The organism is Gordonia terrae, assembly GCF_051789125.1.
GTDB lineage: Bacteria > Actinomycetota > Actinomycetes > Mycobacteriales > Mycobacteriaceae > Gordonia > Gordonia terrae_A.
Window position 1 is genome coordinate 1,702,071 of sequence record NZ_CP196526.1, and the last position, 15,649, is coordinate 1,717,719.

Below are 15,649 nucleotides of genomic sequence, written 5' to 3' on the forward strand. Positions count from 1 at the left end.
GCCGTAAAGTCGACCGACGCGACAGGGGTCCGCATGCTGGTCCGATTGACACGGCGTGTCATTTCCATGCCACGACGGGTGCTGCTCGGTGCACTCATCCTGCTCGTGGTCTGTGGCGCCTACGGCGCGACGGCCGCCGAGCACCTCCTCGCCGGCGGGTACAGCGATCCGAACTCGGGTTCGGCACGCGCCGAGAAGGTCCTCGACGAGACCTTCAACCGCGGCGGGATCCAGGTGGTCCTCAAACTCGACGGTCCCGACGGCGTCGACATCTCCCGCGATCCGAACGCCCGTGCCGTCGGCGACGACCTCATCCGGGAGCTCCGCGACAACGAGTACGTCCAAGATCAGATCCTGTCCGTCTGGGCCAACCCCACGCTCGACACGGCACTGGTCAGTCGGGACCGGACATCGTCGCTGATCATCGCCTCGCTCGACGGCGGTGAGGATCTCGCGCCGGCGCGCGCGGTGGAGATCGAGGAGTCCCTGTCGGGCGTCCGCGACGGGATCACCGTCCACGTGGGAGGCCAGGCTCTCGTCTTCTCTCAGGTCAACGACCAGACGGCGTCGGATCTCCTCGTCGCCGAGGCCATCGCCATCCCGATCACGTTCGTCGTGCTGATCTTCATCTTCGGCGGATTGCTCGCCGCGGCCCTGCCCGTCGGCATCGGCATCGCCTCGATCATCCTCACGTTCGCCTTGCTGCGGGTCATCGGTTCCCTCACCGACGTGTCGGTGTTCGCGCTCAACCTCACCACCGCGATGGGCCTCGCACTGGCGATCGACTACACGTTGCTGCTGTTGACGCGATATCGCGAAGAAGTGGAGCGGGGACTGGCGCGTCCCGACGCCATCGTGCGCACCCTCGCCACCGCGGGACGGACCGTGGCGTTCTCGGCCGTCACCGTCGCGCTGTCGTTGAGTGCGCTCGTGCTGTTCCCGCAGTACTTCCTGCGCTCGTTCGCGTTCGCCGGTCTCGGTGTCGTCGCCGTGGCAGCGGTGTCCGCGCTGGTTCTCACGCCCGCGGTCCTGATGCTGCTCGGTGATCGCATCGACGCGTTCGACGCCCGCAGGCCTGCGCGCCGGCTTCTACGGCTCCCGGCGCCCCAGCCGCGCGAACCCGAGGACACGTGGTGGTATCGCCTCGTGCAGTGGGTGCTGCGGCACGCCCTGCCGGTGGCTCTGGCGGTCACGCTGTTCCTGCTCGTCCTCGGCGCACCGTTCCTCTCGATCAAGCTCGGATTCCCCGACGACCGCGTGCTGCCCGAATCGGCGACGTCGCACTCGATCCAGCAGGAGATCCGCGACGACTTCGACGACGATCTGTCCGCCGCGGTCACGATCGTCGTGCGTGGTGCGGTGGACCGACAGGCCCTCGCCGGCTACACCAGCGCACTGTCAGACGTCGACGATGTGAACTCCGCCGGATCGTCGGCGGGAACCTTCGTCCGTGGCGCACCCGTGGCCCCCGGAGATCCCGACGACAGTCGTGGCGACGTGCACGTACTGAACGTGTCGACCGATCAGGACCCGATGAGCGACTCGGGCATCGCCCAGCTCGACGATCTGCGTTCGGTGGCGCCGCCGGCCGGTACCGAGACCCTCTTCACGGGCTTGGCTGCCACGACCGACGACACCGTCGAGTCGATCTATGCGCACCTGCCGTGGGTTCTCGGCCTCATCGCGATCGCCACCTTCGTGCTGCTGTTCCTCTTCACCGGCAGCGTGGTGTTGCCGCTGAAGGCGCTGGCGCTCAACATCCTCTCGCTGTCGGCGACCTTCGGAGCGATGGTGTGGTTCTTCCAGGAGGGTCACCTCGGCGGCCTCGGAACCACCACGACTGACACCTTGAGTGCGACGATGCCGGTGCTGCTGTTCTGCGTCGCCTTCGGCTTGTCCATGGACTATGAGGTGTTCCTGCTCGGACGGATCCGCGAGGAATGGCTGCGGTCGGATCGCACCCGAGCGGCGAGTGACCATGCGGTGGCGCTCGGCCTGGCGAGAACCGGCCGGGTCATCACCGCCGCCGCACTCCTGATGAGCATCGTCTTCGCTGCCATCGCCGCCTCGGAGGTCTCGTTCATGCGGATGTTCGGCGTGGGGCTGACCCTCGCCGTACTGATGGACGCGACCCTGATCCGGATGTTCCTCGTACCGGCGTTCATGCGTCTGGCGGGCCGGGCCAACTGGTGGGCGCCGCGTCCGCTGCGGCGGCTGCACGACAAGATCGGTCTGTCCGAGGAAGTCCCGGAGGCGGGGCACGCCGAGGGAAAACCGATGGCGACGACAACGCCGTCGAAGGTCTGACGCCGAATACCTCGTGTCGGGCCACCGGCGGCAGTGCAGGACTCAGGAGTGCAGTGACGACACACAGACGGGCGCGATCACCTCGCGGATCCGGGGACATCCTGGCCGAGGAGATCATCGAGGCAGCCGGCGAACTCCTGGTCGAGAACGGGGACGACACCGCGATGTCCATCCGCGCCGTCGCCAACCGGGTGGGCGTGACCCCGCCGTCGATCTACTTGCACTTCGCCGACAAAGAGGCGCTCCTCGACGCGGTGTGCGCCCGTTACTTCGAAAGGCTCGACGACGAGATGGCCGCCGCGTCGGACGGGATCGACGACGCGCTCGAGCGAGCTCTCACCCAGGGCATGGCCTATGTGCGTTTCGCCGTGGCGACCCCGGTGCTCTATCGCGTCGCCTTCGGTAAGCCGACGTCGCAGGACCACCCGTCGAAAGTGGACCAGGTACTCGCCGCCAGTGCGTATTCGCGGTTCGTCGACACGATCACCCAACTCGCCGACGAGGGACTGTTCGATCATGCCGACATCGCCGACATCGTCGTCGAACTCTGGGCCGCCGCGCACGGGATCGCGTCCCTCATGCTCACGAAGCCCAACCTCCGGTGGGGCGACGACTTCGCGCGTGCCGAGACGACGCTCAAGGCCGTGTGTCTCGGGCGGGCCGTGCTCGCGACCGGACAGGTGTGTGACGACAACGACGCCACTCGTTCGTGGTTGCGGTCGCTGCGTTAGCTGCTGTTCGGGTCCGCTGCGTGGGTGTTCGCGACAGAAGAGTCAAGAGTCGGTAAAGTCGACAGCGACACGGTCGACTTGTGTCCTCGTCAGGGAACTCACAGGAATGACCTGACGTTGAGACGGTATACATCCGTACCGATTAAGGAGCGCTTCGTGCGAGAGAGCAGCAATCCGGTGATGCGCGGCGTGGTCCGCGACAATCAATCCGGGTACGCGGGTTTCGGGGCCGGCATGGCCGGCGCCGGCGCCGCAGCCAACCAGTACGGTCAGGCCACTGACCCCTACACCCAGCCGGCACCACCGGCCACGCGTCAGCTCACGATCGACGACGTCGTCACCAAGACCGCGATCACGCTCGGAGTCCTGACCGTCGCCGCAGTGGCGACCTACTTCGCCATCAGCAGCCAGGCCACCGAATCCGCGCAGGCGGCTCTCGCGACCCCGCTGATGCTGGTCGGCGCCATCGCCGGTCTCGTCCTCGTCCTGGTCGCGAGCTTCGGCCGCAAGCAGGACAACCCCGCCATCGTGCTGGCCTACGCGGCCTTCGAGGGCCTGTTCGTCGGTGCCATCTCGTTCGTCTTCGCGAACTGGGCGGTTGCCGGTGACACGTCCGCAGGGGCGCTGATCGGTCAGGCCGTCCTCGGTACCTTCGGTGTGTTCTTCGGCATGCTGTTCGTGTACAAGATCGGCGCCATCCGCGTGACGCCGCGATTCACCCGCATGCTGTTCGCGGGCATGATCGGTGTGCTCGTCCTCATGCTGGGCAACCTGGTCATCGGGCTGTTCACCGGTGAGGCCGGTGTCCTCCGCGACGGTGGCCCCATCGCGATCATCTTCTCGCTGGTCTGCATCGCGCTCGCCGCGTTCAGCTTCCTGCTCGACTTCGACGCCGCGGATCGCCTGATCCGCGCCGGCGCTCCCGAGCGGGCCGCCTGGGGTGTCGCACTCGGCCTGACCGTCACCCTGGTGTGGCTGTACGTCGAGATCCTGCGACTGCTGACCTACTTCAACTCCGACTAGTCAACCGACACGACAGCGGCCCCGCACCGATGGTGCTGGGCCGCTGTCGTCTCACGACATCAGGTCACCGGACAACGTGTGGGCGATCCGCGCGAAGATCTGCATCGTCGGCGGCGCGGTCATCGCGATCGCGTGATTCGTCTACCGACGAACAACCCCCCGCCGCATCGCGGTCCGGGGACCGAACGCGGCGAGGGGCGTCGAAGAGTCGAACTCAGCGCTGCAGGCGCAGACGCTCGCGAACCGTCAGCTGAGGCGCTCCAGAACCATGGCCATGCCCTGGCCACCGCCGACACACATCGACTCGATGCCGAACGTCTTGTCATGGGTGCGGAGGTTGTTGAGCAGCGTCGTGGTGATGCGGGCACCGGTCATGCCGAACGGGTGGCCGAGTGCGATGGCGCCGCCGGACACGTTCAGCTTGTCGTGGTCGATACCGAGCTCGGCTGCCGAGCCGAGGACCTGAACCGCGAACGCCTCGTTGATCTCCACGAGATCGATGTCGGACAGCGACATCCCGGAGACCTTGAGCACCTTGCGGATCGCCTCGATCGGGCCGAGACCCATGATCTCGGGCGACAGGCCGGTTGCCGCGGTGGCGACCACGCGGGCCAGCGGCGTCAAGCCCAGTTCCTTCGCCTTGGTGTCGCTCATGATGACCAGCGCCGCGGCGCCGTCGTTGAGCGGGCAGGCATTGCCCGCGGTGATGGTGCCGTCGGGGCGGAAGACGGGCTTGAGCTGAGAGATCTTCTCGTATGTGGTGCCGGCGCGGGGTCCGTCGTCGGTGGTGACGAGGGAGCCGTCGGGAAGGGTGACCGGGTCGATCTCGCGCTCGAAGAAGCCGGACTTGATGGCCTCCTCGGCGCGGTTCTGGCTCAGCACGCCCCAGCGATCCTGGTCTTCACGCGAGATGCCGGTGAACGAGGCGACGTTCTCGGCGGTCTGGCCCATCGCGATGTAGACATCAGGGACGAGTCCGTCCTTGCGGGGGTCGTGCCAGATCCCGGCATCGCCGGCGGCGGCCAGTTCGGTGCGGGCGACCGCATCGTCGAACAGCGGGTTCTTGGAGTTGGGCGCACCGTCGGCGCCGCCGGAGATCCCGAAGCTCGACACGCTCTCGACGCCCCCGGAGATCAGGACGTCGGCCTCGCCCGCCTTGATCGCGTGCAGGGCCATGCGCGTGGTCTGCAGCGACGAGGAGCAGTACCGGTTGACGGTGACGCCGGGGATGTGGTCGTGACCGAGTTCGACGGCGATGACACGGGCGATGTTGTAACCGCCCTGCCCGCCGGGCTGGCCGATGCCCCAGTGGATGTCCTCGATCAGCGCCGGATCGAGTTCGGGCACCTTGGCGAGTGCGGCCTCCACCATCTGACGCGACAGCTCGTCGGGACGGACGTCTTTGAGGGATCCCTTGGCGGCGCGGCCGATAGGGGAACGGGCATGGGCAACGATGACTGCTTCAGGCATGCCTCAAAACTACCGCACCAAGCATCTGCTTGGTTGTACGGTGCTCGGGCTGGAGTCGGCGCTGGTCAGGAACGCTCGAATTGTTTTCTGAGACGCGTGACGAGGCGTGTTTCTTCGACGGCTTCGGACACCTTCGGTGGTTCCGGCAGCGGGGTGGGACCCCATTCGCCGATCGAGGCGAGGACCTCGGGCACCAGGGTGTCGGCAGCGAGTGCGTAGCCCGCGGCCGACGGATGGAACCGGTCGGGGGAGAGCATGTGGTCGGGCCGGGCGAGGAACTCCTCGGTCAGCAGATCAGCGAGAGGCACCGGCCTCCCGCCGGCCCCGCGGACCGCTGCCCTCTGCGCGGACGCCAGCACGAGTCCCCAGCGACGCAACACCGACCGCAACGGCTGCGGGATCGCGGTCACCACACCGAAATCCGGACACGTGCCGACGATCACCTGAGCGCCCTCGGCTTTCAGTGACCGCACCGCCTCGCCGAGACGCTGGGCAGAGGCGAAGGGTTCGTTACGGGCCGTGACGTCGTTCGCCCCGACGAGGATCACCGCCACGTCGGGACGTTCGTGGGAGACGAACATCGCCTCGATCTGGGCTGCGAGGCCTTTCGACGTCGCACCGACGATCGCTTTGTTCGCGTAGCGGATCGTCTGACCGGTCTCGGCGGCCACCCGGCGGACGACCTGCACTCCGGGGGTCTCGTCGGCGGTCTCCGCGCCGAGACCCGCAGCCGTCGAATCGCCGAAGACGACCAGGAACAAGTCGTAGGTGGTCTCTCGGGTGTAGCGGACGGTGGTGCCGTCTGGGAGGTAGACGCCGTCGCCGTCGGGAGCGTTGTCGGTGCGGTGGGGGATCACCACGCGGGCTTCGGCGGCCTGGCTGGTGAGCAGGTTGTACGCCGCCCACCCGGCGCCGGCGCCGGCCGCGGTGGCAGCAGCCGTTGCTCCCACGTCCCGGATGATTCTCTCGGCGATGATCTTGCGGCTCGAACCGGACACGGTGCCAGTTTAGAGGCTCCGACGCGGCAGCCCGGTCCGCTCGTCGGCCGGGTGTCGGGGTCCGCGGCGACTCTGGGACCATGGACACATGCGCATCGCCAATCACGTCGTGGACCTGGTGGGCAACACCCCGCTGGTCAAGCTGAACTCGGTGACCTCACCCGGATCGGGGCTGGTCGCGGCCAAGGTCGAGTACCTCAACCCCGGCGGCAGCAGCAAGGACCGCATCGCCGTGCGGATGATCGACGCGGCCGAGGCGTCCGGCGAGCTGAAGCCGGGCGGGACCATCGTCGAACCGACATCCGGCAACACCGGTGTCGGCCTCGCGCTGGTGGCCCAGCAGCGCGGCTACAAGTGTGTGTTCGTCTGTCCGGACAAGGTCGGCGAGGACAAGCGCAACGTGCTGCGCGCCTACGGTGCCGAGGTCGTCGTGTGCCCGACCGCGGTGGAGCCCTCGCACCCCGACAGCTACTACAGCGTCTCCGACCGGCTCGTCACCGAGATCGACGGGGCGTGGAAGCCCAATCAGTACGCCAATCCGGCCGGCCCGCAGAGTCACTACGAGACCACGGGCCCGGAGATCTGGGCCGACACCGACGGCAAGGTCACCCACTTCGTCGCCGGCGTGGGGACCGGCGGCACGATCACCGGCACGGGTCGCTATCTCAAAGAGGTGTCCAACGGTGCGGTGAAGATCGTCGGCGTCGACCCCGAGGGATCGGTGTACTCCGGCGGAACCGGCCGTCCCTACCTCGTCGAGGGCGTGGGCGAGGATTTCTGGCCCGCGGCCTATGACCCCGACATCCCCGACGAGATCATCGCCGTGTCCGACGCCGACTCGTTCGACATGACGCGTCGCCTGGCCCGCGAGGACGGCCTCCTCGTCGGCGGTTCGTGCGGTATGGCCGTTGTCGCAGCGCTGCAGGTCGCCGAACGCGAGGGGCCCGACGCCGTGGTCGTGGTGCTGCTGCCCGACGGCGGGCGCGGATACATGGCGAAGATCTTCAACGACCAGTGGATGAGCAGCTACGGCTTCCTGCGGACCCCCCTCGACGCCAACACCAAGGAATCGCTCGTCGGGGATGTGTTGCGCGGCAAGACCGGTGCGCTTCCCGACCTCGTCCACACGCATCCGCAGGAGACCCTGCGCGACGCCATCGAGATCCTGCGCGAGTACGGCGTCTCGCAGATGCCGGTGGTCGGCGCCGAGCCACCCGTGATGGCCGGCGAGGTCGCGGGTGCCGTCACCGAGCGCGATCTGCTCAGTGCTGTCTTCGAAGGACGTGCCAGCCTCGCCGATCCGGTGTCGGCCCACATGGGAGATCCGTTCCCGCTCATCGGTTCCGGGGAACCGGTAACGGCGGCGACCAAGGCGCTCGGCGACTGCGATGCGCTCATGGTCGTCGAAGACGGCAAGCCCATCGGCGTGATCACACGCCACGACCTGCTCGCCTTCGTGTCGAGCCACCCCATCGTCGGATAGGAGCAACACCGTGAGTGAACGACGCAGTGCCGCGGATTCGGTTCGCTGGCAGGGCTTCTCGACCCGCGCCATCCACGCCGGTTACGAGCCGGACCCGCAGACCGGTGCGGTGAACGTGCCGATCTACGCCAGCTCGACCTTCGCGCAGGACGGCGTCGGCGGACTCCGGGACGGTTTCGAATACGCCCGGACCGGCAATCCGACCCGCCGTGCCCTGGAGGCGAACCTCGCCGCCCTCGAACGCGGCACGTACGGACGGGCATTCGCCTCCGGCATGGCGGCCACCGACTGCCTTCTGCGGTCGACGCTGCGGCCCGGCGACCACCTCGTCATCCCGAACGACGCGTACGGCGGCACCTTCCGACTCATCGACAAGGTGTTCACCCAGTGGGGGATCACCTACTCGGTCGCCCCGGTGTCCGACGTCGCGGCCGTCCGTGACGCGATCCGTCCGGAGACCAAACTGGTCTGGACCGAGACCCCGACGAACCCGCTGCTGAATGTCGGCGACATCGAGACCCTGGCCGCGCTCGCGCACGAGGCCGGCGCACAGCTGGTCGTCGACAACACCTTCGCCTCGCCGTACCTGCAGCAGCCCCTGACTCTCGGCGCCGACGTCGTCCTGCATTCGACGACGAAGTATCTTGGCGGCCACTCCGATGTGGTGGGTGGTGCGCTGGTCACCGACAGCGAAGAGCTCGACGAGGCGTTCGCCTTTCTGCAGAACGGGGCCGGCGCGGTTCCCGGACCGTTCGACGGCTTCCTCACCCTGCGCGGCATCAAGACGCTGGGCGTGCGCATGGACCGGCACTGCGACAACGCGGAGAAGGTCGTCGAGTACCTGAGCTCGCACGACAAGATCGACGCGGTCCTGTATCCGGGGCTGGAGAACCACCCCGGTCATGAGGTCGCGGGCAAGCAGATGAAGCGTTACGGCGGCATGGTGTCGGTGCTCGTCAAGGGCGGCATCGAGGAAGCCAAGCAGTTCTGCGCCCGCACCGAGGTCTTCACTCTCGCCGAGTCACTCGGCGGCATCGAGTCGCTCATCGAACATCCGGGCGCGATGACCCACGCGTCGACCGCCGGATCGTTGCTCGAGGTCCCCGCCAACCTGGTCCGCCTGTCGGTCGGCATCGAGGACATCGACGACATCCTCGGTGACCTGGAGAACGCGCTGAGCTGATCGCGGGTCGGCGGCGGAGAGCGGATGATGGTGGCCATGCTGCTCACCGCTGCCGACATCGATGCCGCGACAAGGGAACTCTCGGGCGTGATCCGGCGGACCCCGTCGATCGCGTCCCGGGTCCTGTCCGAACGCAGCGGCTCCGACGTCTGGCTCAAGTGCGAGAACCTGCAGCGCACCGGGTCGTTCAAGCCCCGCGGGGCGTACCTGCGGATCTCACGCCTGACCGCCGATGAGCGGGCCCGCGGTGTGGTCGCCGCCAGCGCGGGCAATCACGCCCAGGGGGTGGCGTGGGCCGCTTCGGATCTGGGGATCGATTCGCGCGTCTACATGCCCGTCGGTGCGGCGTTGCCGAAGATCGTCGCGACGAAAGCCTATGGCGCCGAGGTGGTGTCCGCAGGCGCGACCGTCGACGAGGCGCTCGTACACGCCCGGCGCCATGCCGACGAAACCGGCGCGGTCCTGATCCATCCGTTCGATCACCTCGACATCGTGGCCGGGCAGTCGACGGTCGGTGTCGAGATCCTGGAACAGATCCCGAACGTGTCGACGATCGTCGTGCCGCTCGGCGGAGGCGGCCTGCTGGCCGGTGTCGCCGCGGCCGTGCGACTACGCCGCCCGGACGTCCGGGTCATCGGTGTACAGGCCGCAGAGGCCGCCGCCTGGCCGGCGTCGCTCGCCGAACGGCACCCGGTCCCGGTGGCGTCGATGAATACGATGGCCGACGGGATCGCCGTGGCGACACCGGGGGCCGTACCGTTCGCGCACGTCACAGAATTCGTCGACGAGATCGTCACGGTCAGCGAGGAGGAGCTCAGCACCGCCCTGCTGCTGATGCTGGAACGGGCGAAGCTGGTGGTCGAGCCCGCCGGGGCCGCGGCCGTCGCCGCCGTGGCGAGCGGACGGCTCTCGGTATCGGGCACGGTGTGCGTCGTCCTGTCCGGCGGCAACATCGACCCTCTGCTGCTCCGGCATGTGACGACCCACGGACTGACCGCGGCCGGGCGCTTTCTGACGGTGACGGCAACCGTCTCCGACCGTCCCGGCGGCCTCGTCGCGCTGCTGGAACTGCTGCGCGATCAGGGCGCGAGCGTGCTCGACGTGGTGCACTCGCGCGTCGCCGACGACCTGTACCTCGGCGAGGTGCAGGTCACGGTGAGCGTGGAGACGCGGGGGCACGACCACCAGCACACCGTGCGTAGGGCTCTGGCCGATGCGGGCTTCCTGCGGGACTGACCATCGGGGCGACCCGGGACCGGCCCGGCGCTAACCTGTCCTGGTGGTTGCCGACGGTTCCGTCCTGATCGGACTGCTGGGGCCGATCGCGGTGGCCGGCGGTTCCGACGACCCCGAACGTCCTGACCGTCTCGTCGAGATCCCGGGGGTGCGGGCCAAGCGACTGCTGGTGTCACTCGCGCTGGCCGACGGGCGCACCCGCTCCGCGGACAGGCTCATCACCGACATCTGGGCCGACGCACCGCCGCGCTCGCCACACAGCGCATTGCACACCCAGGTGTCGCGCCTGCGCAAGGTCCTGCCACCCGGGACCCTCACCGGCAACGAGACCGGGTACCGGCTGTCGCACTGCCGCACCGATATCGACCTGGTCGAGAACGTGCTCGCCGACGCGGATTCGACCTCGTTCGACGCCGCACGGCAATGGTGGCGCGGCGAGCCCGGCGACGACCTCGGCGAGGACTCTCCGGTCGTGACGGCGCTGCGCGAGCGCGTCCGCATGCTCGAGGAAGCAGTCGACGCGGCACAGCTGACGGCCGCGCTCGCCCGCGCCGATCATGAGACTGCCCGGCGGGTCGCCGAACGTTGCTGTGCGCGAGACCCATTGGACGAGTCGGCGCACGCAGGCCTCATGCGGGCGCTCGCGGGGGAGGGGCGCACCGCCGAGGCGCTGGCGGTGTTCGATCGTCTTCGTCGCAGGTTGTCGGCCGAGCTGGGCGTCGATCCCGGCGCCCAGCTGCGACACGTCCACGCAGAGCTGCTCGGGGCGGACGGGCAAGGGGCTGACGGGCAAGGGGCGGGCGGGGTCGAGTTGCCGACACCGAGTCGGGGATTCCGAACCGCCGGCACGCGACCGGTCCGCGCCGTCGGATTGCGCTCGCCGACCACCGAACTTTTCGGTCGCGAGGCCGACATCGATGGCGTCGCGGCCATGCTCCGCGACGGTCGCGTGGTCACCGTGCTGGGGCCCGGCGGAGTGGGAAAGACGCGCGTGGCCAACGAGATCGGGCATCGTTTCCACGCCGACGGCGTACCGGTGTACTTCGTCGCGCTGGCGTCGGTGCGATCCGACGACGACGTCGTCCCGGCGATCGCGGCCATCCTGGGGGTCGGAGAGTCGGAGCTCTCCCCGTCGGGGCGGCCGCGCATGGCTCCGGGCGACCTGACGACACGGCTCGAGGACGTCCTGCGCGGCCACCCGGCGCTCGTGATCCTGGACAACTGCGAGCAGATCGTCGACGGTTGTGCCCGCGTCGTGGCCGAACTCACCGCCGCGGTCCCCGCGCTTCGTGTCCTCGCCACCAGCCGCACGCCACTCGCCGTCGCGGGCGAACAGGTCCGGCCGCTACCGGTTCTGGACACGTCCGGCACGGATTCCGCTGCGGTGCAACTGTTTCGCACCCGCGCGCAGGCGGTGCGACCGTCGGCGGCCCTGCCGCGGGACCGCATCGTCGAACTGTGTCGTCACCTCGACGGCTTGCCCCTCGCGATCGAACTCGCGGCCGCCCGGATCCGGACCATGACCGTCGACGAGATCACGGACCGGCTCGGGGAGAAGTTCGCCCTCCTGCGGTCCGCGGATCGCACGACGCCGGACCGGCATCGCACCCTCTACGCGGTGATCGAGTGGAGTTGGGAACTGCTCGACGAGCCGGGACGCGACGCCCTCGTCCGGATGTGCCGTTTCCCGGGGGGTTTTCAGCGGTCCGCTGCCGAGGCGGTGACGGGCTCCTCCGGCACTGCGCTCGACGACACGCTGGAGAGTCTGGTCAACCAGTCACTGCTGTCGGTCCTCGACAGCGACGGCGCGGCCCGGTTCCGCATGCTGGAGATGGTCCGCGAATTCGGCGAGACCCGGATGGATGTCGGGCTGGCTGATGACATCGACGCACGGATGAGGTGGTGGGCGCGCGACTTCGTCGTGCGCATGCGCGAACTCGCCGAGAACGGGCAGCACGGCCCCGGCGCGGCCGGGATCGCCGTCGAGGCCGACAACCTCACCTGGATTCTGCGGTCGGCCTGTGAACTCGCGACCGTCGAACCGGTCGACGACGTCGTCGCGGTGATGACGACGGTCTATCCGGCGCTGGCCTATCACTGGACCGTACGGGGACTGCACGGCGAGACACGCACCTGGGGCGCCAGGGTGGTCATGGCACTGCCCCGCCCTCCCGTGCAGCCGGACGAGGCAACGCGTGAGAACTGGCAGCTGACCGCCATCGTCGGTGCGGGCCACGGGATGATGACGGGCGAACGACGGGTGGCGGCCAAGGCTCGGTTCATCCTCCGCCGCCTGTATCGCGCTCACCTGGCGCTCGACCGGGTGACCGAGTTCGTGTCCGACGTCGCACTCTCGGACAACGGTTCTCGGGCCTATCGTGTCATCTGCGTGGCCACCGGGAACGCCGCGGACGACGAGGTCCGCGGTCTCGCGTTCACGCTGCGAGCGCACCTTCGCGAGAACCGCGGGCTCGTCGGTCCGGCGCTACGGGATTCGGTGGCCGCGGCCGCGACGATGGAGTCCAGTCGCTACGCGCCGTGGTTCCAGGGCATGTGGCAGGCGAGCACGGCGAGCCTCTACGGACAGCAGGGGCGGTACGGCGAGGCGGCGCGCACCTATCGGATCGGCATCGACCTCCTGGAGCAGCTGGGCGCCGTCGAGGACGCCCGACAGATCCGGGTCTTCCTCGCGCTTACCCTGCTCGCCGATGATCGCCCCGACGACGCTCGTCGCGAATTGGCGGTCATCACCGACGAGTGGGATCTCGACCACGAGGACCCGCCAGGCAATCCCGAGGTGACCGGTCCGGCACTTCTCTGCATCGCCGAGCTGCTGCTCGCCGAGGGCACGCGCGACGCGGCGGCTGCGGCATTCGCCCGTGCCGCGCGGGTCATCGTGCGCGACCATCCGCTCGGTGTCGCCGACCCGTCGGTGCTCATGGTGGTCAGCGGCAGCGTCATCGGTCTCGTCCGGTCGGGAGACCTCGCGGCCGCGTGGGAGATGGTGCCGCAGTTGGTGAAAGGTCTCGACGACATGACCATCGGTCCCGGCTGGGAGGATCTGCCGCAAGCCGGCACTGTTGCGCTCGCCTTCGCGGTCCTGTGGTCTGCCGATGGGCCATACGACGGTGTCGTTCGACGGCTCGTCGAGTTGGCGTTGAGTCTGCCCGGGCGACAGGACTATCCGTCGTTGCGGTGGGCTTTCGAGACAGTGCATGCGCGGGCGGCCGCCGATGGTGCCCCCGTGACGCGGAACCGGGGGGTGCCGCGTCACGGGGCGGTGCAGGCGCTGCACCGTCTGCTGCACGATCAGGCGTTGCGCATGTAGGCCTTCACGGCCAGCGGCGCGAACACCGCGGTGATGACCGCGGCCCCGGCCAGTGCCCACACGACGTGGATGCCGGCGTGACCCGAGTTGGTCAGCTCGCGCACCGCGGTGACCAGGTGGCTGACCGGGTTCACGTTGACGAAGCCCTGCAACCAGCCCGGCATGGTGTCGACCGGGACGAAGGCGTTGGACATGAAGGTCAGCGGGAACATGATCATCATCGAGATGCCCTGCACCGCCGATGCTTTGCGCACCAGGCAGCCCATCAGTGCGAAGATCCAGGACACGGAGAAGCTGCAGATGAGGATCAGTGCGGCCGAGGCGACCACCCCGAGAGCGTCCGGACGCCAGCCCATCAGGAGCCCCATGACCACGGTGAGGACCGTCGCGATCGAGTATCGGATGACGTCGGCGAGCAGAGCGCCCGCGAGGGGGCTGATGCGGGCGATCGGTAGTGATCGGAACCGATCGAACACGCCCTTGTCCATGTCCTCGCGCAACTGGGTGCCGGTGACGATGGAGGTCATGATGACCGTCTGCACGAGGATGCCCGGAATGATCACCGGTAGATAGGAGTTCACGTTCCCGCTGATCGCGCCGCCGAAGATGTAGGTGAACATCAGCGTGAAGATGATCGGCTGGAAGGTGACGTCGAAGAGCTGTTCCGGGTTGTGCCTGATCTTCAGCACGCCGCGGTAGGCCATGCTGAAGGACTGCCGGAACGATTCGGCGAGGCTGATCGTGGTCTTGACGCGAGGACGCGTGGCCCTGGTGGTGATCGACGCGGTCGGGGGATTGCCGATGGTGGTGGTCATGGTCGGGCCTCCTGGGGAGTCTGGGGGTTCGTGGTGTCGTCGGAATCCGACGCGGCGTCGGAGTCGGCGGGTCGGCCGGTGATGGTGAGGAACACCTCGTCGAGGCTGGGCTTCTGCACGGTGATCTCTTCGATCCCGATTCCGTTCTCCCGCAGGGCGATCAGAACATCGGGAACGAGCTCGGACGTGCTGAGGGGCACGGTCACACGGGCCGCTTCCGGACTCAGTGCGGCCGGCTGGCCGAGGATTCTCCTGGCGATCTCGCAGACCCGCGCTGCGTCGTCTCGGTCCACCGGGGCGAGCTGCAGGGTGCTGGCGCCGATCGAGTGCTTCAGTTCGTCGGCTGTGCCGTCGGCGATCACCAGGCCGTGGTCGATGACCGCGATGCGGTCGGCGAGCTGGTCGGCCTCGTCGAGGTACTGGGTGGTGAGCAGTACCGTCGATCCGCCCGCGACGAGCCGTCGGATGGTCTCCCACATCTGCGCGCGGGTACGTGGGTCGAGGCCGGTGGTCGGCTCGTCGAGGAAGAGCAGAGGCGGCGTGTCGATGAGGCTGGCGGCGAGATCGAGGCGCCGGCGCATGCCGCCGGAGAAGTTCTTCAGCGGCCGTGCAGCGGCGTCGGTCAGCGAGAACTCTTGCAGGAGTTCGTCGGCGCGTGACTTCGCGGCCGCCCTCGAGAAGCCGAGCAGGCGTGCGAACAGCACGAGGTTCTGGGTGGCGGTGAGGTCTTCGTCGACCGAGGCGTACTGACCGGTGACCCCGACGAGCGACCGCACGGCGACAGCGTCGTCGACGACGTCGTAGCCGAAGATCTTCGCCTCACCGGCGTCGGGACGCAGGAGAGTGGCGAGCATGCTCACCGTGGTGGTCTTCCCGGCCCCGTTGGGGCCGAGCACGCCGTAGACCGACCCGGTCGGTACAGCCAGGTCCACGCCATTGACGGCGCGGGTCGATCCGAAGTGTTTCACGAGTCCGCGCGCATCGATGGCGAGGTCGGTACCCGCAGGTACCACCGGCCCGACCGCAGGATGGAGAGTGGTTGTCGTTGTCATGCGACCACTCTGGGCCCGGCCGC

Annotated in this window: 11 protein-coding genes; 7 read left to right on the forward strand and 4 right to left on the reverse strand. The window is 68.4% G+C overall.

Annotated elements, in window-relative coordinates; translation table 11 throughout:
• Nucleotides 1-33 precede the first annotated feature (33 nt).
• The 3 genes from ACSUZC_RS07745 to ACSUZC_RS07755 all read left to right on the forward strand — a co-directional run bounded on the left by ACSUZC_RS07745 (nt 34) and on the right by ACSUZC_RS07755 (nt 4,061).
• Complete coding sequence (locus ACSUZC_RS07745; RefSeq protein WP_439032267.1) at nt 34-2,307, forward strand: MMPL family transporter; 2,274 nt, start codon at nt 34-36, stop codon at nt 2,305-2,307.
• A 53-nt stretch (nt 2,308-2,360) separates the two neighbouring features.
• Entirely contained in the window at nt 2,361-3,038 is a 678-nt protein-coding gene (locus ACSUZC_RS07750) for a TetR/AcrR family transcriptional regulator (RefSeq protein WP_439032268.1), read from the forward strand.
• Between the two features lie 156 nt (nt 3,039-3,194).
• Nucleotides 3,195-4,061 carry a Bax inhibitor-1/YccA family protein gene (locus ACSUZC_RS07755; RefSeq protein WP_439032269.1) on the forward strand — a complete coding sequence of 289 codons (867 nt, stop codon included), beginning with the start codon at nt 3,195-3,197 and terminating at the stop codon, nt 4,059-4,061.
• A gap of 246 nt (nt 4,062-4,307) precedes the next feature.
• Here the strand turns inward: ACSUZC_RS07755 and ACSUZC_RS07760 are convergent, their stop codons facing one another.
• Complete coding sequence (locus ACSUZC_RS07760) at nt 4,308-5,531, reverse strand: acetyl-CoA C-acetyltransferase (protein WP_439032270.1); 1,224 nt, start codon at nt 5,529-5,531, stop codon at nt 4,308-4,310.
• A gap of 65 nt (nt 5,532-5,596) precedes the next feature.
• Complete coding sequence (locus ACSUZC_RS07765) at nt 5,597-6,529, reverse strand: SGNH/GDSL hydrolase family protein (protein WP_439032271.1); 933 nt, start codon at nt 6,527-6,529, stop codon at nt 5,597-5,599.
• An 88-nt stretch (nt 6,530-6,617) separates the two neighbouring features.
• On the opposite strand from ACSUZC_RS07765, the gene ACSUZC_RS07770 reads away from it, so the two are divergent.
• The 4 genes from ACSUZC_RS07770 to ACSUZC_RS07785 are packed head-to-tail and all read left to right on the forward strand — an operon-like array spanning nt 6,618 to nt 13,759.
• Entirely contained in the window at nt 6,618-8,012 is a 1,395-nt protein-coding gene (locus ACSUZC_RS07770; RefSeq protein WP_439032272.1) for a cystathionine beta-synthase, read from the forward strand.
• 10 nt (nt 8,013-8,022) lie between these two features.
• Nucleotides 8,023-9,195, forward strand: coding sequence for a cystathionine gamma-synthase (locus ACSUZC_RS07775; RefSeq protein ID WP_439032273.1), 1,173 nt, complete (start codon nt 8,023-8,025; stop codon nt 9,193-9,195).
• Between the two features lie 36 nt (nt 9,196-9,231).
• Nucleotides 9,232-10,431 carry a threonine ammonia-lyase gene (gene ilvA / locus ACSUZC_RS07780; protein ID WP_439033033.1) on the forward strand — a complete coding sequence of 400 codons (1,200 nt, stop codon included), beginning with the start codon at nt 9,232-9,234 and terminating at the stop codon, nt 10,429-10,431.
• 43 nt (nt 10,432-10,474) lie between these two features.
• A complete protein-coding gene (locus tag ACSUZC_RS07785; RefSeq protein ID WP_439032274.1) occupies nt 10,475-13,759 on the forward strand; it encodes an AfsR/SARP family transcriptional regulator in 3,285 nt (1,094 codons plus the stop codon).
• Here ACSUZC_RS07785 and ACSUZC_RS07790 read toward each other — a convergent pair.
• Nucleotides 13,741-14,574: an ABC transporter permease gene (locus ACSUZC_RS07790; protein ID WP_439032275.1), complete on the reverse strand. Its 834-nt coding sequence runs from the start codon at nt 14,572-14,574 to the stop codon at nt 13,741-13,743. The genes ACSUZC_RS07785 and ACSUZC_RS07790 overlap by 19 nt on opposite strands.
• Nucleotides 14,571-15,626, reverse strand: coding sequence for an ATP-binding cassette domain-containing protein (locus ACSUZC_RS07795; protein ID WP_439032276.1), 1,056 nt, complete (start codon nt 15,624-15,626; stop codon nt 14,571-14,573). The genes ACSUZC_RS07790 and ACSUZC_RS07795 overlap by 4 nt, the downstream gene beginning before the upstream one ends.
• Between the last annotated feature and the right edge of the window lie 23 nt (nt 15,627-15,649).

Coding starts and splice junctions, on each gene's coding strand:
- ACSUZC_RS07790 (WP_439032275.1), bottom strand. CDS start 14,574: ATGACCACCACCATCGGCAATCCCCCGACCGCGTCGATCACCACCAGG.
- ACSUZC_RS07770 (WP_439032272.1), top strand. CDS start 6,618: ATGCGCATCGCCAATCACGTCGTGGACCTGGTGGGCAACACCCCGCTG.
- ilvA (WP_439033033.1), top strand. CDS start 9,232: ATGCTGCTCACCGCTGCCGACATCGATGCCGCGACAAGGGAACTCTCG.
- ACSUZC_RS07795 (WP_439032276.1), bottom strand. CDS start 15,626: ATGACAACGACAACCACTCTCCATCCTGCGGTCGGGCCGGTGGTACCT.
- ACSUZC_RS07745 (WP_439032267.1), top strand. CDS start 34: ATGCTGGTCCGATTGACACGGCGTGTCATTTCCATGCCACGACGGGTG.
- ACSUZC_RS07760 (WP_439032270.1), bottom strand. CDS start 5,531: ATGCCTGAAGCAGTCATCGTTGCCCATGCCCGTTCCCCTATCGGCCGC.